The 17,952-nt window shown below is 34.9% G+C and carries 21 protein-coding genes; 16 read left to right on the forward strand and 5 right to left on the reverse strand.

Going from position 1 to position 17,952, the window contains the following annotated elements:
• Position 1: 1 nt before the first annotated feature.
• The 4 genes from DRF59_RS11270 (at position 2) to DRF59_RS11280 (ending at position 2,470) form a co-directional block, all read left to right on the forward strand.
• Entirely contained in the window at positions 2 to 724 is a 723-nt protein-coding gene (locus tag DRF59_RS11270) for a DUF4262 domain-containing protein (protein ID WP_115959710.1), read from the forward strand.
• 404 nt (positions 725 to 1,128) lie between these two features.
• A complete protein-coding gene (locus tag DRF59_RS20780) occupies positions 1,129 to 1,266 on the forward strand; it encodes a hypothetical protein (RefSeq protein WP_157967452.1) in 138 nt (45 codons plus the stop codon).
• Between the two features lie 63 nt (positions 1,267 to 1,329).
• Positions 1,330 to 1,917, forward strand: coding sequence for a hypothetical protein (locus DRF59_RS11275; protein WP_115959712.1), 588 nt, complete (start codon positions 1,330 to 1,332; stop codon positions 1,915 to 1,917).
• A 1-nt stretch (position 1,918) separates the two neighbouring features.
• The gene (locus DRF59_RS11280; RefSeq protein ID WP_115959713.1) at positions 1,919 to 2,470 is read left to right on the forward strand and encodes an Imm26 family immunity protein; all 552 of its coding nucleotides are present in this window, start codon (positions 1,919 to 1,921) and stop codon (positions 2,468 to 2,470) included.
• 633 nt (positions 2,471 to 3,103) lie between these two features.
• Here the strand turns inward: DRF59_RS11280 and DRF59_RS11290 are convergent.
• Together DRF59_RS11290 and DRF59_RS11300 are read right to left on the reverse strand one after the other, a co-directional pair.
• The gene (locus DRF59_RS11290) at positions 3,104 to 3,538 is read right to left on the reverse strand and encodes a transposase (protein ID WP_115959717.1); all 435 of its coding nucleotides are present in this window, start codon (positions 3,536 to 3,538) and stop codon (positions 3,104 to 3,106) included.
• A 455-nt stretch (positions 3,539 to 3,993) separates the two neighbouring features.
• Positions 3,994 to 4,635 carry a hypothetical protein gene (locus DRF59_RS11300; RefSeq protein WP_123873677.1) on the reverse strand — a complete coding sequence of 214 codons (642 nt, stop codon included), beginning with the start codon at positions 4,633 to 4,635 and terminating at the stop codon, positions 3,994 to 3,996.
• A gap of 603 nt (positions 4,636 to 5,238) precedes the next feature.
• Between DRF59_RS11300 and DRF59_RS11305 the strand changes: the two genes are divergently transcribed.
• The 6 genes from DRF59_RS11305 to DRF59_RS11325 all read left to right on the forward strand — a co-directional run bounded on the left by DRF59_RS11305 (position 5,239) and on the right by DRF59_RS11325 (position 10,563).
• Complete coding sequence (locus DRF59_RS11305) at positions 5,239 to 6,672, forward strand: tetratricopeptide repeat protein (protein WP_115959721.1); 1,434 nt, start codon at positions 5,239 to 5,241, stop codon at positions 6,670 to 6,672.
• A 128-nt stretch (positions 6,673 to 6,800) separates the two neighbouring features.
• A complete protein-coding gene (locus DRF59_RS21285; protein ID WP_407643391.1) occupies positions 6,801 to 6,965 on the forward strand; it encodes a bacteriocin-like protein in 165 nt (54 codons plus the stop codon).
• A gap of 162 nt (positions 6,966 to 7,127) precedes the next feature.
• A complete protein-coding gene (locus DRF59_RS11310) occupies positions 7,128 to 7,835 on the forward strand; it encodes a hypothetical protein (protein WP_241505566.1) in 708 nt (235 codons plus the stop codon).
• A 242-nt stretch (positions 7,836 to 8,077) separates the two neighbouring features.
• Complete coding sequence (locus DRF59_RS11315; RefSeq protein WP_115959723.1) at positions 8,078 to 9,013, forward strand: alpha/beta fold hydrolase; 936 nt, start codon at positions 8,078 to 8,080, stop codon at positions 9,011 to 9,013.
• A 163-nt stretch (positions 9,014 to 9,176) separates the two neighbouring features.
• Complete coding sequence (locus DRF59_RS11320; RefSeq protein WP_115959725.1) at positions 9,177 to 9,965, forward strand: PhzF family phenazine biosynthesis protein; 789 nt, start codon at positions 9,177 to 9,179, stop codon at positions 9,963 to 9,965.
• Positions 9,966 to 10,341: 376 nt separating this feature from the next.
• Positions 10,342 to 10,563, forward strand: coding sequence for a hypothetical protein (locus tag DRF59_RS11325; RefSeq protein ID WP_115959727.1), 222 nt, complete (start codon positions 10,342 to 10,344; stop codon positions 10,561 to 10,563).
• 95 nt (positions 10,564 to 10,658) lie between these two features.
• Here DRF59_RS11325 and DRF59_RS11330 read toward each other — a convergent pair whose 3' ends face one another.
• Together DRF59_RS11330 and DRF59_RS11335 are read right to left on the reverse strand one after the other, a co-directional pair.
• A complete protein-coding gene (locus tag DRF59_RS11330; RefSeq protein ID WP_123873678.1) occupies positions 10,659 to 10,946 on the reverse strand; it encodes a hypothetical protein in 288 nt (95 codons plus the stop codon).
• A 187-nt stretch (positions 10,947 to 11,133) separates the two neighbouring features.
• Complete coding sequence (locus DRF59_RS11335) at positions 11,134 to 12,189, reverse strand: SDR family oxidoreductase (protein ID WP_115959731.1); 1,056 nt, start codon at positions 12,187 to 12,189, stop codon at positions 11,134 to 11,136.
• Positions 12,190 to 12,278: 89 nt separating this feature from the next.
• Between DRF59_RS11335 and DRF59_RS11340 the strand changes: the two genes are divergently transcribed.
• Together DRF59_RS11340 and DRF59_RS11345 are read left to right on the forward strand one after the other, a co-directional pair.
• Positions 12,279 to 13,067: a helix-turn-helix domain-containing protein gene (locus tag DRF59_RS11340; protein WP_115959733.1), complete on the forward strand. Its 789-nt coding sequence runs from the start codon at positions 12,279 to 12,281 to the stop codon at positions 13,065 to 13,067.
• 327 nt (positions 13,068 to 13,394) lie between these two features.
• Entirely contained in the window at positions 13,395 to 13,763 is a 369-nt protein-coding gene (locus DRF59_RS11345) for a hypothetical protein (protein ID WP_115959735.1), read from the forward strand.
• A gap of 37 nt (positions 13,764 to 13,800) precedes the next feature.
• Here DRF59_RS11345 and DRF59_RS11350 read toward each other — a convergent pair whose 3' ends face one another.
• The gene (locus DRF59_RS11350; protein WP_115959737.1) at positions 13,801 to 14,436 is read right to left on the reverse strand and encodes a hypothetical protein; all 636 of its coding nucleotides are present in this window, start codon (positions 14,434 to 14,436) and stop codon (positions 13,801 to 13,803) included.
• A gap of 160 nt (positions 14,437 to 14,596) precedes the next feature.
• Between DRF59_RS11350 and DRF59_RS11355 the strand changes: the two genes are divergently transcribed.
• The 4 genes from DRF59_RS11355 to DRF59_RS11370 all read left to right on the forward strand — a co-directional run bounded on the left by DRF59_RS11355 (position 14,597) and on the right by DRF59_RS11370 (position 17,950).
• Positions 14,597 to 15,169, forward strand: a complete 573-nt coding sequence (locus DRF59_RS11355; protein ID WP_115959739.1) for a C40 family peptidase — start codon at positions 14,597 to 14,599, stop codon at positions 15,167 to 15,169.
• An 86-nt stretch (positions 15,170 to 15,255) separates the two neighbouring features.
• Positions 15,256 to 15,873, forward strand: coding sequence for a methyltransferase family protein (locus tag DRF59_RS11360; protein ID WP_241505568.1), 618 nt, complete (start codon positions 15,256 to 15,258; stop codon positions 15,871 to 15,873).
• A gap of 75 nt (positions 15,874 to 15,948) precedes the next feature.
• Entirely contained in the window at positions 15,949 to 16,761 is an 813-nt protein-coding gene (locus DRF59_RS11365; protein ID WP_115959745.1) for a 2,3,4,5-tetrahydropyridine-2,6-dicarboxylate N-succinyltransferase, read from the forward strand.
• A gap of 25 nt (positions 16,762 to 16,786) precedes the next feature.
• Positions 16,787 to 17,950 carry a glycosyltransferase family 87 protein gene (locus DRF59_RS11370; RefSeq protein ID WP_115959748.1) on the forward strand — a complete coding sequence of 388 codons (1,164 nt, stop codon included), beginning with the start codon at positions 16,787 to 16,789 and terminating at the stop codon, positions 17,948 to 17,950.
• Positions 17,951 to 17,952 lie beyond the last annotated feature (2 nt).

The following is a 17,952-nucleotide window of genomic DNA, read 5'->3' on the forward strand; positions in this document are numbered from 1 at the left end:
AATGAAAAAGCAAGAATTTATTAATTTGATCGGTGAACATATAAGAAATTATGGCTACCATTTAACAATTGTGGCAGGAAAATCACCTCTGCCTAGATACTGCTATTCAATTGGTTTATTAGAAAAATTTGGATTTGAACTAGCATTTGCGGGGGGAGACATATACAAGGCAGATGAGATAAAAGAGATTATAGATAAAATCATTGAGCAAATTAAAATAGATCAACTTTTAATTAATTTTAGCTTAGGTGAACTAGGTAATTTTAAATTACAACTTATAGATGAATCATGGAGTACAATTATGTTTGATGGAATTTATGATTTTTATAAAAGTTCAAAAATTAAAGTTTATCAAATTATGCCTGATGAAAAGCATAAAACTTTAGAGGTGCCGAACATGTCTTTAAAATTTGATGCAAAAAATGAACCTATTTGGAAATGGTTAACAGAAAATTGGATTTATCCAATAAGCCAAGATTCTATTGTTTTTACGGATGTTGATGCTTTGTTTGGTAAAAAGATTTTGGAAATTATGAGATGGGAAGAGCTGGAATGGGAAATGTTTACAAGTGATGGAACAGAAATACCCACTGATAAGAAAAGGGTAGTGTCTTTTGGAACTATTTTAGGCATTGATAATACCATAGCGCCAGCTATGAATCTAAATCTAGAAAAAGGCCTTTTTCGGGATGAAGAAGAGCTTGAATGGAACGATTGGGGATAGTTACCGAAATAGTATAAATTGCCGATGAAATATTAAATAGTAATAATTTTTAAGGTTTTAACTTAGGGTATTGGTCTCAATACCCTAAATTTTATACTAAGGGGGGGCTGCTGTACCGCCACCACAGCAAGGAGGAGGCTCGGGAATCTACGAACAGGAGAAGAGTAATGCCACTAATAATTACAATGGTATACTTAAGGTACTTGGGAATCAGATTAATGTTCTTGCAGCAGTTGGTACCACAGGAATAACCGTAGCGAACCGTGTCCTAAATAGTAAGAGAGATAGCAAATCAGAAAAGGGTAAAGCCAAAAGTGGCAAGTCGGAGGAAAAAGGAGTTGTATATGAAGTTCCTGAAGACGGAACCGAATCGGGTGCACCATATGTAGGTAGAACAAAAAAAGGTGACCCAAATAAAAGAGGAGGTAAAGATGATGGCAGGGATAGAAAAAAAGCAAAGGTCATTGATGAATATGATCCTAAGAATCCGGAAGAAGGAGCATTTAAAGAGCAGAAAGCTATTGATGAAAGAGGCGGGATAGATAAATTGGATAACAAAAGAAATGAAATGAACCCAGAACGTTTTAACAAAGCAAAAGTAAAATATGAAGGAAAAAGAATTCAATAATTTTTGGAATTGGATTGAAAATAACATTGAGTATTTAACTCCAAAAAAAATTACAGCAGAGTATATCGACCTATTAGACGCAGAAATTGAAAAGATTGGTGATTTCTCTTGGGAAATTGGATTTGATAATAGAGTAAATAAGAATTTTTTAACAATTTCTCCAGAAGGCGATGCTGAATTATTAAAACTTTCAAGAACTATAATAAATGAGGCACCTGCAATTGAAGGCTGGATTTTCTATTCTTCTAAGCCCCCAAAACAATGGAAACTAATATTTAATCTTTTAATAAATGATGAAAAAGTTCAGTTCAATGCAACCGAATGGAAATATATTCTTTATAAATATCCTGACAATGTCTATGATGTCGTGATACAAGTTCCAAAATCATATATGCCTTATGATGAATATTTTCATGAAATAGGTGACATTGCTGTCACTGGTGAACTAGGAGAAGCCTTTGTAATTGAGTATATTAATGAAATTGATGTAGTGTATGAATTTGATAAAGAAGATATAGGTAAGGAAAAAGATTTTATTCATTTAAAAACAGAAATATTAATGTAGAATGACAATGGCTAAAAGATTTAAATTAAACTTGGGTGATGTTTTTACAATTCCCCTTGAGAATGATGAATTTGGGATAGGACAAATTGCTTATATGCCAAACCACAAGCATAATTTTATAGTGATCGTTTTTGATAAAAAGTATAATATAAAAGAAGAAGTTGACTTAGATTGGTTACAAGATTTAAAATTACTTTTCTTAGGATATACTGTTGATGCAAAACTGTATCATAAACATTGGGAAATAATAGGAAATACTTTGTCTAATTTATCATCAGTAAAGTTTCCTTGTTATAAACTAGGCTTACCAAATGATGATTATCCTGACGGAGCAAGGCTGGTTGACCACAAGGGAAATGTTCTGGCAAATATTGATAAAGATACATTTGACAATCTTTCATATCAAAATGAAGTCGGTCCAATTCGATTTCAAAATGCATTGAAAGCTCATTTTGGTTTGCAAGAATGGATTCCAGAGGACTATGATAAAATTCTGTATGAGAAAACCTTAGAGTCAGTAAAAATTGCTGAAGAGATATTAAATAATGAGTAATTTCTAAACTTGTAATCATTTAGGGTATTGGAAACAATACCCTAAATTTTAATAAACTATCCCGATCAGGTTGGAAACATCAGATGAGCGTATTGCTAAAATGCTTTCGGAAACCCAAATTTATAGTGACTAATATATAGGCTATGTCTGAGGGAATAAGTTAGTACAACTTTTCATTTGGTCGTATTCAATTTCAACTTTAACGGATATCAACCGTTTCAATCAGTATAGAATAAATTACCTGAACTTGTTTCTATACTTTAATAAATTTTTATTGTAGCACATGCCGATTATCGCCAGGAAAAATTCTTCTTTTTCGGAAAAACATTTTTTATCCTTAAAAAAATCATGTGTACTTTTTGCGAAGTATTCCTGCTCAAACTTTTTAAATTCCTGACTGAATGTGATCTGGATGAATGCATTGAAATAGAATTTAATTCTGGGCATTGTAGTAGTTATTAATGTTTAAAGTGTTTGGCTGCCAGCTTTGTTATAGCAAAAAGTGAAAAGAAAAATCCTGAATCTATAATAAGAGACAGGATTAATAAAAAATTCAATGAAAATACTTAACTCAAAACACTTCTTGTTTTAATTTTATCTTTCCTTTTGCAGAAATTGATTTTTTTCAAAACTCTATTTTTTCTTGTTATGATGATATTTTACAAGCCATTTATATAATGTCGTTTTGGGAATTTTATACCTTTGAATAATATCTCTTTTTGTCATTACTCCGGAAGAATATTGTTCAATGACGAAATCAATAATTTCGGATGTGTATAGCTTTTTTCTAAAGGTATATGACATGTTGCTCCGGCTTTGAAGTTCAATATTTGTTCTTTTTACAGGGGCATACAAAATCAGATGTTGAGAGTAAACCCTAAAAAAATCGTATTCTAATAGCTTTGACCATTTCAGTAAAAGATGGCAGTCGATACTTTTTTCCATATAATATTTTTGTATTTCCTGCTGGTCATTTCCTAAATATTCACATATTCTTTCGAGGGGGATCTCAAGTTCTTCAACTCTTGTTTTTATTAGTTTCCTAATATTTATTTCCCTAAAATCCATAGCAGAAATGATATTTTATTTCCTGACTGATAAGAATTTTCTCTTCCAATTTGTAACAGTATTGCGGCTTAACTTAAAGTGATCTGCAAGCTGAGTATTTGTTAGATGGTACTTATTTTGAAAATCCAGGATTTTGAATATAGTAACACTATCATAACTGCGGAATTTTTGGTTTTTCTTTATATTAAGATCCCCGAATAACTGCTTATTAAGATATAAGACATCCATAAAACTCATTTGTTTTTGCAATATTGAACGAAATGTTTTTAATTTTTCCGGAAATTTTGATCGAATAAGATCACTATAAATCATATTGTAATCAGGATAATTTTTTTTTCTCATATTATTTAAAGCTATTACAGCATTATATGTTTTTAGAATCTTTGCGTTTAAAATTCTTTTGGATAGATTAGAAGGGAACATTATTCTCTAATCCAGCCTCATTACCTATCTGATTATCTGAATGAACTTATTGCATACCAGTAATCTCCATTGGAATGGAAGGTTAAACATTTATTGTTGGTATCAACTAAAGTAACCTGAATTGGTCCATGTAATGGCATATATATTTGCGATCCGGACGAAGAATAGATGTACCTTGCACCTGAATTTGTATTACATACGTTAATAATCCTATTTTTATTGGAGCCTCCCGGAGAAGGTAATGTTATATTTCCTGTAAGAATTATTGTATGGTCATCAGTCAAGACAGGGCCGGCTCCTCTTCTTATCTTGGCATGTACTCCTGTAGCAAGGCTGGATGTAGTATCTGTACCTGATATTGCATCTCTAAAGCCTACCCAAACACTGCCATCAAAGTAATAATATCCGTCTGCTGTTACATTTTTAGTTTGCAGTGTAGGATTGACAGCTGCTGAAGTGGCATACACTATTGCTCCTTTCTGGGCAACGGTATAATTTTTGGCGGAAAGCTGGTTGCCTGTAAGGCGGGGAGCAATAATACCATCAAAAACTGTTGTGTTTTCAGGTTTTCCCAGAACATCCAATGTTGCTTCAGGGTGTACATTGTTAATTCCAACCTGACAAAAAGAATTTACTGATAAGCATAAGTTTATCAACAGGACAATTTTTTTCATTTGCATAAGTATAAATTATATTAAAGGGTTTTTCTGGTTTAATACTATATTAATCAGGAAATACTGAATGGGTTCCTATATCTCCATACTTTACTTTTTTTGACAGTAAACACTTCAAAGAACTGTTGAAGATTGTATGACGATGCAAAGATTAAAAATCCAAATTGTCTGAAAAAAATATATGATTTACCGGAAATACTCAGAAATACTCACATTTAACCGTATTGGTTATTGTGTTGAAAATCATAAAAATGGGTTGAGATGAAATTAGTATACAGAATAGATATGTAACCAACAAGAATCAGATTTTAAACTACGCGGAACAACACGTAAATCCTTAATATTACCTGGTTGACTTATATTTCACTGGTTACAAATTAATTTTGTGCAACTTGATGGTTATTTTTTAAAGTTAATGTTTAGCAGCTATTGAAGATAAGAATGGCTGTCTGCAGTAGGGGTGGGGCAGGCTTAACCAACCCACCCCTCATCATAATGACATAAGGTGGTGCCTGTTTAATTTCTGTATTATTTATAAATTTGCAGTTCTGATAAGCAGATTTTGCAATAAACACAAATTATTTATTCTTATAAAACTGGATTATGAAATTTTTTGGTTTATTATTTTCATTTACAATCATGATTGTAAATGCTAAAAGTCCATTCCAACGCAAGCAAATTGATAGCATCATTAATATTACAAATAAAAGGAATGCATATTCGGATCTCGGAGATAAAGAAATGCTCAGATTGGCTACTGAAGCTTATTATCTTTCAAAAGAAGAGGGGTATGATAAAGGAAGACTCGAATCTTTAATAAAATTCCTGGAAATATATTTCAATACAAATAATATAAATGGGGTATCGGATAAGTCAGAAGAAACTATTGTGCTGGCAAAAAAGATGGATGATCATTATATATTGAGCAGGGCCTTAAGGTATAATGCCTGGATGTATATTAAAATTGGAAAATATAATCTGGCCAGATGTAAGTTAGAAGAAGCAACAAGGGTTTGTTCAGGTATCGTTGATTCAGATAAAAGAAATAAAATCCTGATGAATATTAATTCTACTATGGCATCATATTATGAAGCCAGTGCTTCCGATACCGAATCTATGTTATTATATGCATTCAATGCTTACCGATATGCAGCCGCAATTAAAAATTCAAATCCGGATAAGAGAAAATACCTTTCAGCAACAGCAACTGTTGTAGGTCATATTTTATTATATAAAGGAGACCTGAAAAGAGCAAAAATATATATTCTTAATGCCGAACAGAATCTTATAAACGATCCTGATAAAGCAACTCTGGTAAAAATATATAAGGCACTGGGTATTATAGCTATGAAAGAACGCGAGTATATACGAGCCGCCGATTATTATAAAAAAGCTGTCTTTTTTGCAAAAAAATATAACCAGAATGATGAACTGAAAAATATTTATCCTATGCTTTCTGCTGCTTATGAAGCATCGGATGACTATAAAAATGCCCTTAATATCTATAATCAATATAAAAGGATTACTGACAGCTTAACTTTTGAAACCCGAAAGGTGATAAACAAAACGAAAGATATTCAGAGTAAAAAGGATGAAAATTTAGATTCGTTCGACTATAGTATATTCGGAATTTGCTTAGCCATGTTAATGTTATATAGTAAACGTAAAACGGGTATTAAAAATCCGCGAAAAACAAAAATAATAACAGAAAGTAAAGGTGAACCTGAGGTATTTCATACTAAAACAGAACAGTTAAATCAGCTGACAGAGCTTGCCATCGAAAATGAACAGGCTTTTTATACTATGTTTCAGGAAATTTATCCTCATTTTATTGAAAATATGCTGGCAAAGTATCCAAAATTATCAACGGCCGATCTGAGATTATGCGCATATTTAAAAATGAATTTTGATACCAAACAAATTGCCAGTTTTACAAATTCTACAATCAGATCAGTAGATGCAAAAAAATACCGCCTTAGGAAAAAACTGGACATAAAACCTGATGAGGAATTGTATAGCTTTATTGCGATATTTTAGTAATAATGTTGTTATGTACCTCTCTCAAATAGTTGCTGCCCAACCATGGTATTTATATTTTGTTTTTATGTTAAATCTATATATGGAGAAATAATTCTATCTTTAAAACGAACTAAAAAAATAAAACCATGAAAAATTTCAAAAAAATTTCCAGAGACCATCTAAAAACAATTAAAGGCGGAAACATAGAAGGTGTTTGTAGGCCTGGTTATAAATACATTTGTGAAGCTACAGGTGTTTGCGGGCCGGAGCCGGACGCTGCCTGCAATTGCTATTGCATTCCGATTATTTAGAAATATATCCCTCACTTAGAGGGATTTTTATTAAAGTATATCAGGTATTATTGTATTTATTATTGAAGCATGCCGTAGTCCAGTCATTACGGATAGTAAGGTTTTTATTCAGTATCTTTGCAGCCGGTCAGCTTCTGGTCCGCAGAAATAATAAATACAGTTATGATGAAAATTACTTTAAGCTTCGGGATGTTATTATTGTCAGCGATGGGGTATTCACAGGCGAAGGAATATCAGCTTGAAAATGTGACAACCTATCGGGCAAAAACAGATTTTTATTCTAATTTTCTCCATATATATTCTACTGCGGATTACCGGACGAATTTATTTGTCCTTGCCACTCCGATGGGTAATTTTTCCACCCTGAAATTGGGGGAGAAAATGTATGCGGTTTATTCAGAGGATGGAAAAACTTTTCAGATTGATACAGAAGAAACCCTTGATCGGAATAAATACCGGCTCAATAATGAACCGGATCTGGATATCCGTTCAGTCAGCGTTCCTGTCATAAAACAAACCGGTAAAAAAGAACATCTGAATTCTGTTGCTTGTGAGGTATTCACGATGAAAACAGGAGATCTTGTGGATACACTATGCATTGATACGAGGTCAGAGGTGAATACCGTTCCTTTTTTAATACCGGAAGCAAAAGGTCTGAAAGGCTTGGTGTATCGGATTGGCAATACAATGGAGTTGGTAAAAACCGGGCGTTATACAGATGTAGTGAAAGAAGAATTGGAAAAGGAGCCTGAGCAGGTGCAGGAATCCGGGGCCCCTATACAGACTTCTGAAAAATTTGTTATCTGGTTTGATGAAAAAGCTGAAGGTGAAAAATACAAAGCGGAATATAAGAAAAGAAAACAGCCTTAATCATAACATACATGCAAGCTGACTTTCCATCTGGAGTTCAGGCTTATTAATCACTCAATACAATGACTCATTTTTGTTTTTTTATATTATGTATTTGCAGTTCATGAAATATTGACAAAAATGTTGCGACTTACCGAAAGTCAGCATGTCGCTATCTCCCCCTATAATTGTCGGATATCCAATATATACGAAATAAAGGAACCATATATCTTTGTTTTATACTAATTAACAATGATATATCTATGAAAACGACAGCAGTACTAGGATATATAACAGCAGTTTTTCTTGCTTTACTGATATCCTGCCAACAAGAAACAAAAGATAGAAAAAACCAAACGGCTTCTGCGAAGGCTACCTCGGATGGGAAAGCATTAAAGCCGTCCGAAAGTGGTTATGCGGAAGTCAATGGATTAAAGATGTACTATGAAGTATATGGTGAAGGAAAGCCTCTTGTCCTTCTGCACGGAGCCTATATGACAATTCCCTTAAACTGGTCTGAAATCATTCCTATGTTTAAAGGCCGGAAAATAATTGTTGCTGAAATGCAGGGACATGGACGGACCCGGGATATTGACCGGAAAATAAGTTATGAAGCAATGGCAGATGATGTATCCGGCTTACTGAAACATCTTAAGATAGATCGGGCAGATATATTGGGGTATAGTATGGGAGGGGGAATAGCTTTTCAACTGGCTGTACGGCATCCTGAGCAGGTACGCCGGCTTATTGTATTATCTGGCAGTTATGCACACGACGGATGGTGGCCTGATGTGGAAACATCCTTCTCCACAATCAATGCAGAGGTATTTAAAGGTTCCCCGATAGAAAAACAATATGACAGCCTGGGTAATGATCCGAAACATTTTCCCGAATTTGTAAAAAAGGTAATCAGCGTCGATCTAGAACCTTATGACTGGTCCCGGGATGTAAAAAATATAAAAGCACCTTTATTTATGGCAATCGGTGATGCTGATGGAATACAATATGAACATGCTTTGGATTTATTCAGGGCGCTTGGTGGTGGAAAAATGGGGGATATTCATGGGCTGCCACAATCCCGTCTGGCTATTATACCGGGAACAACCCATATAGGAATGATGTACCGGATGGATTGGCTGGTTCCGATGATTGATGATTTTTTGGATTCTGATCTTAAAACGGCTCCTCCGACATTTTAATGGAACATGAAATGAAAAGCCTTCACATCTCAGGATTGGAGGTTTTTTTATATACTATCAATTATTACCAAAAATAAGAAAGTAACATGATCAGTAGCTTATATAGAAGACGGTATAGCTAAATTGGTTATATTTATTGTTTAATTGAAAATGAATTTGTGAGATGAAGTTAACACTATATCAGATCGACGCATTTACAGAGGAGATCTTTAGAGGAAACCCGGCTTGCGTTGTTCCTCTTGAAAGCTGGTTGCCAGATGAAACATTACTGAATATAGCAAAAGAAAATGCAGTAGCTGAAACGGCATTTTTTATAGATAACGGGAAGGAAATACAGTTACGCTGGTTTACTCCCGAATTTGAGATGGACCTATGCGGTCATGCAACTCTGGCAACCGCCCATTGCCTGGTTTCAATTTTGAATTATTCCCATAATGAAATACTTTTTGAAACCAAAAGTGGTCAGCTTAAAGTAACTTTTAAAGAGGATACTTATTATCTGGATTTTCCATCAAGGATGCCGGTAAGTTCAGAACTGCCGGAAATTATTGCCCGGTCACTGAATATTCAACCCAAAGAAGTATTACAATCAAGAGATTTTGTACTCGTTTACGATACAGAAGAAGATATTAAAAACATTAAGATAGACCAGTCTATATTTAACCAGATCAATTTAGATCCCGGTGGAGTGGTGGTAACGTCGAAAGGTGCTGATAGTGACTTTGTATCAAGGTTTTTTACACCCCAGGCAAGTATTCTTGAAGATCCGGTTACAGGCTCCGCCCATTGCTCACTTGTTCCTTTCTGGGCGGAAAGGCTGGGAAAAGATGAATTGTCAGCCGTTCAGCTTTCCGAAAGGCAGGGAAAACTGTTCTGTAAGAATCAGAAAGAAAGAGTGATTATTGCAGGTAAGGCAAAAACATACCTTATAGGGCATATTTGGACAGAGTAAATAAAGCTCCTTTACTAAACGAGCTTATTTTAAGATTGCATGTATGACATATGTTAAATGCTAAATAAGCCTTCCAACGGGAAGGCTTATTTGAGCGGGTTATCGATGAAAATATTAGGAATTAAATGTTGATCAAAAATACTTGCCGGTCTGTTAATTTAATTATGATTTTAATCATAATGAGTTAAATGAATTGAATAAAATTATTTTTCAGGCAAATTCAGACCGTAAATACCCGCTATATTATAAGACAATGCTTACAAATACCACTTTGCACGATTGTTGATTGAACAATTAAAGAAAGCCAAAAATCCTACAATCATCGTTGGTGGAAAAATACAATTGTTTATTCTGTTAATAATTTAATAAGAAGTATATGAATTATAATGAAGCATTGCAGCATAAAAAAGAAGCATTAAAAAAAGCGGATGAGTCTGTTCTCAATAATTATCACATTATTATTGTTCCGGCGGATACAGCTGAAAGTGCCAGGTATATTGAAGAATATTCTAAAAAACCTGATCATTTTAAAGACAGTGATTGCAGAAAATATAGTTCAAACGGAGAGTTTCAGGTTGTAAGTTTCAAGAAGTCATGAACAATGCTGATGATAAATAAAAGAGTAAGCAATGTTAAAAGCTTACTCTTAAATGTCTCTCCGGTGAGATGTTATACTATATAATACTGAGTATGTTATCTTTTTGGATGTGCTGAATCAGAAACCGCAGCATTGATATTGCCTGTACTGTTGCCTGTATTGTTATTACTGGTTTTTCTTCCTCCTATATGAGTTTTCGTATTTATACTGTCACGATCTGTGAGGCTGTCCTGAGAGTTGGGCGATGCTGTTGAAGCAGAATCAGGATAATTGTTCTGTATATGTGTTGAATCAACAGTAACAGAATTTTCCTGAGATTCTTTTTTTGTACAGGCTGAAGTTAAAAAGCCGGCAACGGTCATTAATAAGAATAATTTTTTCATAACTATTTTGTAAATGGGTTAAATACAATACTTTGGTATTCAAAATTATTCATTCATCATCATTATTTATTATGATTGAAGTCATACAGCATGAATATTAATATGGAACTGTTACCCGGATGATGGCTATCCTTTATAAAAACAATCAATAATTATCAGATGTTGGACTTATAGCAGAAGCTTTTTATTACGGGATGATTTTTTTAACACGCATTTCATCAAACAGTTTATAAAACATCTGTTCCGTGTCTACAAATTCATGGAATCCCATTCTTCTTGCCTTAGTACCGTCTGCAAAAAAATCATAATCCCAGGAGAATACAAAGTCACCAAATCCCCATGAAGAAACTTCATTGAAACGGTACTGCAGTCCATATTCTTCTCTGATCAATTCCCAAACGGCTTCTTTGTCAGCCATCATGGTCTGTAATGGCAATTGCAACGGGGGAGCAGTTTCCATATGAAAGTATGAAGCAATTTTCGGCCAGAGCTCGTTCCATCTGAACAGGTCTCCGTTATTAATATTAAATGCCTGATTGGCACATTGAGAGTTTGTAGCAGCCCATACAATGGCCTTGGCCAGTAACGTAGAATCAGTCATTTCCATAAGGGTATTATAAGCACCTGCTTTTCCGGGAAAGCGTAAGGGTATTCCAAGTTTTTTTGAAATAGTAGCAAATACAGCAATTAGCATCGCTAAGTTCATCGGATTTCCTGTCGCGGTACCTCCAACTACCGAAGGACGTATTGCGGACCATGTCCAGTTTTTACCTTGCTGTTGTTTTTCCAGATATTGCTGCTGGGCTGTATTGAATTCAGGAGGCATATGTCCGGCATCTGTTTCTTTTGCAGGAGTTTTAAAAGGGCCAAGATGTGCGCCATACACTTTGTATCCCTGCATTAAGCTGACATGTTGCAGGTTTTCAGATACGGATTCAATAGTACTGACGACATTCATTAACATGTTCAGGTTGGGCTCAACAAGTTCAGACCAGCTTTTCCGGTCCTGATAAGCCACATAAAAAATGTGTGTAACCGTAGTTAAAACTTCCAGCTTACTTTTATAATCATTTATATTTAGCAGATCTACAGCAATATAACGAACATTAGCAGTGTTGGTTCCGCCTCTCCGCGAAAGACCGATAATATTCCATGTACCGAGTTCCGTTAAATAATCGATGAGATTTGTTCCTATCACTCCGTTAGCTCCCACGATGAGGGCTGTATTTTGTATGGGGTCCATATAGTTATATTTAAATTCGTATTACAAAATTAGGCAGGTTAAATCAGAGTATTATGTAAAAATCAAATATAATATTGTAAATTAACAACATGAAACGGTACCAACAATTTGAACCTGTTCTTATTTCTGACTTTAGCGTATCACAATGGGAACATCCTGAGCATAATCATAATCATTATGAACTTATTCTGATCCGCAAGGGCTCGGGTAAGCATATTGTCAACGGAAATCCCATATCCTATGAGTCAGGTATGGTATTCCTGCTTGGTCCGGAAGACTGCCATCACTTTGAGACCGGGGAAGAAACTCATTTTACCTATATTAAGTTTACAGATGCCTATCTTTATCGTAAAACCGGCGATCATCAGAAAGTAATACATGATCTGGAGTATCTTATTAAAAGCAGGGAGACCCATCAGACAGGATTTAAGCTTCCCGATGATGAGCTTCATACGGTACGGTTAATTTTTAATGTTATAGTTGCCCTGAAAGATCATATTCTTTATAATCAGGATCTGATATGGTATCAGCTTCTTACACTTTCCAGGATTTTAAAAAGGAATATGCCGGAACTCAAAACTTCCGGTACACAGGTAAGAAATCTTCAGGCTATATTCTGCTATATTCATAAAAATATTTATGAACCGGATCTTCTCAGAACGAGGGTTATGGCAAACCACTTTAACCTTGCTGCAGACTATTTCGGGAACTATTTTAAAAGAAATACCGGAACTACATTAAGAAATTATATACATCAGTATAGAAATACTCTAATCAGCCACCGTATGACAAGTGGGAAAACGAGCCTTAAAGAAATTGCAGCGGAATTTGGATTGACCGATGCCAGTCACCTGATGAAAATTATTCAAAAGAAATAAGTAGATATTTTCTTTAGCGGATTTGCTAACCCTTTATTATCTTGATCTGGATATTCTTATTACATTACTCTATAAATGAACAAATTCAGATCATCCCAGATGATTCTCTTCTCAATCTTTGTTTGAAAAATATTTGTATTTTAGCCGGAATATGTTGTTTTTTAATAAACATATTGTCTGCTGATTAAAATTCAGATAATTTGAAGAAAAAATTAGTAGATTTGCACGAAACAAAAAAAATAATACATATTAAGAACTATTCTCTGTAGCAGCACAGAATGATGAAACAGGGAATAACAGGATTTTAGGTTATAAAACTACTGAACTATGAAGAAACTTTTTTTACTTTTATTAACGGCATTTTTATTTATCGGTTGCAGCTCTGATGACGATACTATTTATGATTATGTAGGGACCTGGTCCGGCACTTATGATGGCAGCGACAAAGGAGTTTGGAATTTTGTAGTGGATGATGCCGGTAAAGTTGTAGGAACCATGCATTCCGATGTAAATAATGAGAATTACAATATTTCCGGTAATTTAAGTACTACAGGAGATCTGAATGCAGTAGTAGGACTTCCGTCAAAAGGAGAATTCAGAGGAACCCTGAATACAGATAAGAACGGAAGCGGAAACTGGTCTAATGCTCTTCCGACACCGGCAAAATCAGGAAGCTGGCAAGGAACAAAAAAATAAAATATAAAGTCTGTAGAATATCTGCAGACTTTTTTATTTAAGCAAATCCCATGTGGGTAATTTCCTTGTTTTTTCTTAATACCACAAAATACAGCAAAGAATCATTTTCTGAAAACTGCTTTTTAAAATTCACTTTACCATTATCACTTAAAGAAATGTTTTCTTCAAAGCATTCTGTCTTGTAATTTTCAAAATCTATACAGATGGTTACCAGTGTGATGGTGTCTGCCGAAACTTTTTCATCCACATACAGGATATGATCCAGAATCTGGATGCCATCCGGCAATTTCTTTTTTTCTCCAAACTGAAACCTGTTCAGAAGAGCTTTGCCTTCCTTAGTCTGTAGTCCTTTATCTACTGTTCGGCTCCCTCTTCCGGACACGGGGTCCAGATCTTTTATTTCAGTCATCAGTTTTGCAAATTTCTGGTAGAGGAGGGGGTCACCTGCTTCCTTAATGTAGCTATTCAGGTTTGTACGTATGATTTTTCCTGTCTTGGAGCAATGTCCGAATTCGGAGCTGTTCTGTCTTACTTTTTCATAAGACGGCGCTTTTTTAAAGGCTGCTTTATTAAAACCACTCTTTTTCCGGACCACATTTTTGCCATTCAGGTCATAAAAAACGAGGTCGCCGACAGCTCCTTTGATTTTGACTATACTTTCATACGTTGCCATATTGCTATTGCTCAAATTGAAAGCCAAATATAGTAATAAATAAATGAAAATAAAATTTTAACATATATTTATAATATAGTTGTAGTATAGTTATAATATAATTAAAATATAAAATGTATATTTGTAAATAATATCTTAATGGAGTAAAAATCAGAGGTATATGGTATCGGGATTAAATATTAAAAGAATAGGTATAAAGCAGCTGTCTGTATTGCTGGTTATTTCTGCGGTAGCTGTTTCATGCGGATCATCAAAAAAAGTTTCTGCAACTAAAAAACCGGGTTCCAAAATAGTGGCAAAATCCGAAAACCTTAGAAAACTTGATTCTAAATTTGACGGAAAAGTTCCAAGGTCTGTCAATGATATTTTAAAAGATGCTGAAAAATACCTGGGAACACCTTATAAGTTTGGTGGAAATACTTCTTCCGGGTTTGACTGTTCCGGGTTTACGGTGAAAGTGTTTGAAGAAAATTCATTCACTTTGCCAAGAAGGTCTTCAGATCAGGCAGAAGCAGGAAAGAATATCAGTATTACCGATGTAAAACCAGGCGATTTGCTTTTTTTTGCAACAGCAGGAGGAAACAGGGTTTCGCATGTAGGGATTGTTCATGATATCGGACCGGATGGGGAAATTAAGTTTATACATGCTTCCACCTCCAAAGGCGTTATTATTTCATCCCTCAACGAGAAGTATTGGAACAAAGCCTATCTTCATGCTCAGAGAGTCTTATAATTTGGTAGAGCAGGAGAAAAATCTTAAAAAGAATTATGCAATAGCATTGCAGCAAATAACGGCTGAAATTTGTCAAAACGTATACTATGACAGATTTCATAAGATTTTTTATACCATTTTACTTTATTTTCTTCTTTGGTGTTTCTTTTTTAGGGATTAGTATTTTAGTCGCCCGGAGAATCGGCAAGAATCCTGATGTTCTTCCTAAAGATGATTCTGCCTACGGACTGATTGGTCTTTACTTTAAGATCACGATTTTTTCTTTATTCATTTATGCCTTATTCATACTCATATTTCCGGATGCCGTTTTCTCTATATTTCAGATCCGCTTTTTGAATATTGCTCTGCTAAAGTATTTGGGAATATCACTGATGGTTATTGCTTTTATCTGGGTTTTTATTGCTCAGATTCAGATGAAGAATTCATGGCGGATAGGAATTGATGACGAACTGAAAACACCACTGATTACCCATGGATTATTCCGCTTCTCAAGAAATCCGGTATTTCTGGGAATGACAATGAGTCTTACAGGTTTTTTCTTTACATTTCCTACGATGATTGCCTTCTTGTTTCTCATTACCGGCAGTATTCTGATGCAAATTCAGATCCGGCTTGAAGAAGCTTACCTTCTGGTACAACACGGATCAGCCTACAGCGTTTACAAAAAGTCTGTTGGACGCATGTTGGGCTTTATTAAAACATAAAGTTAAAACCTGTTTTGCTGAACTTTTTTGTATCTTTGGCCAGTATAATTTTTCAAACTAATTTAAATAAGAAACATGTCGTTACAACAAACAATTGAAAACATTTGGGATAATAGAGATTTATTGCAGAATGAAGACAGCCAGAAAGCGATCAGAGAAGTAGTTTCTTTACTTGATTCGGGAGAGCTTCGTGTAGCTGAGCCTACAGAAAACGGATGGCAGGTAAATGAGTGGGTGAAGAAAGCAGTCGTAATGTATTTCCCAATCCAGAAGATGGAAACTATTGAAGTAGGTCCATTTGAATTTCATGACAAAATTCCTTTAAAGAAAAATTATGCAGAAAAGGGAGTAAGGGTTGTACCTCATGCAATTGCGAGAGAAGGTTCTTTTGTAGCTTCAGGCGTAATTATGATGCCATCTTATGTAAATATCGGTGCTTATGTGGATTCAGGAACCATGGTAGATACGTGGGCTACAGTGGGTAGCTGTGCGCAGATCGGTAAAAATGTACATTTAAGTGGTGGTGTTGGTATTGGTGGAGTATTGGAACCATTACAGGCTGCACCGGTAATCATTGAAGATGACTGTTTCATTGGTTCAAGATGTATTGTTGTAGAAGGAGTTCATGTAGAAAAAGAAGCTGTTTTGGGAGCTAATGTTGTATTAACAGCATCTACAAAAATTATTGATGTTACAGGTAGTGAGCCTGTTGAGATCAAAGGAAGGGTTCCCGCCCGTTCTGTAGTAATCCCAGGAAGTTATACCAAGCAATATCCGGCCGGAGAATATCAGGTTCCATGTGCTTTGATCATTGGTCAGAGAAAAGAATCTACAGATAAGAAGACTTCACTTAATGATGCCTTGAGGGATAATAATGTAGCTGTATAATTTACAACCACAAAAACAGTGACCATTGAAGGAAAAAATTTCATCATTTATTGTAAACCCTAAATATATATTTGGGGTTTATATTATTACTGCTATTGCTACCGCATTATCAAAATATTCGAGAGGAGAGCGTGCCTATAATAACTATTTGATTTTCAAGAATGTTTTTTTTAACACCCTGAAAGAAAGAAATCTGTATCTGTCCTATCCTGAATATCTGGATGTTAATCACTACGGAATTTTCTTTAGCTTTATCATAGCTCCCTTCGCGATGCTTCCTGACTGGGCAGGGCTGGTTTTGTGGAATATAGCCAATGTACTGGTCTTTCTGCTTGCAGTAAAAAAGCTGCCTTTCTCAGAACGGAATAAATCATTTTTCTTATGGCTTTGTTTACAGGAATTTATTACGTCCAGCCTCCATCAGCAGTTTAATGTTGCACTGGCAGGACTGATTATTCTTTCAGCAGCCCATATATACAGGAAAGAAGAAGTACAGTCAGCATTATCAATCTGCATAGGCTTTTTTGTAAAAATATATGGAATCGTAGGGCTGTCCTCATTCTTTTTTATAGAGAACAAGAAGAAATTTATCCTTTCTTTTATAGGAATTTCTCTTGCATTTCTGACAATTCCCATGCTATATTCATCTGTACACTTTGGTCTGCAGTCTTATGTTGACTGGTTTGTAGAACTTAAACATAAGAATATGAAAAATCAGCAGCTTGGAAATTTTCAGGATATTTCGCTGATGGGTTTTGTGAGAAGAGTATTGGGAAACCCGGCAATTCCCAACATGTTGTTTTTAGCAATAGGAGTTCCCCTTTTCTTTCTGCCTTATCTGAGAATCAGCCAGTATAAATACCTGGGCTTTAAACTGTCAGTGTTAGCATCTTCATTATTATTCGTAGTATTGTTCAGCTCAAGTTCAGAGCCGCCTACCTATATTATAGCAGTAGCGGGTGCGGTAATCTGGTTTCTTATCCAGGAAAAGAAAAGTCCGTTGGTGATTGGCATGTTGGTATTTCTTATCCTGTTCACATGCTTCTCAACATCTGATCTGTTTCCGAAAAGTGTAAAAGATAATTTTATTCTTAAATATTCAATTAAGGCGCTGCCATGCATTGTCATTTGGTTCAGGTTAACCTGGGAGCTGTTAACAAAAAAGTATACTGATAAACTATCATACTAATT

The sequence above is a fragment of the Chryseobacterium flavum genome (assembly GCF_003385595.1).
In the GTDB taxonomy this organism is placed as follows: domain Bacteria; phylum Bacteroidota; class Bacteroidia; order Flavobacteriales; family Weeksellaceae; genus Chryseobacterium; species Chryseobacterium flavum.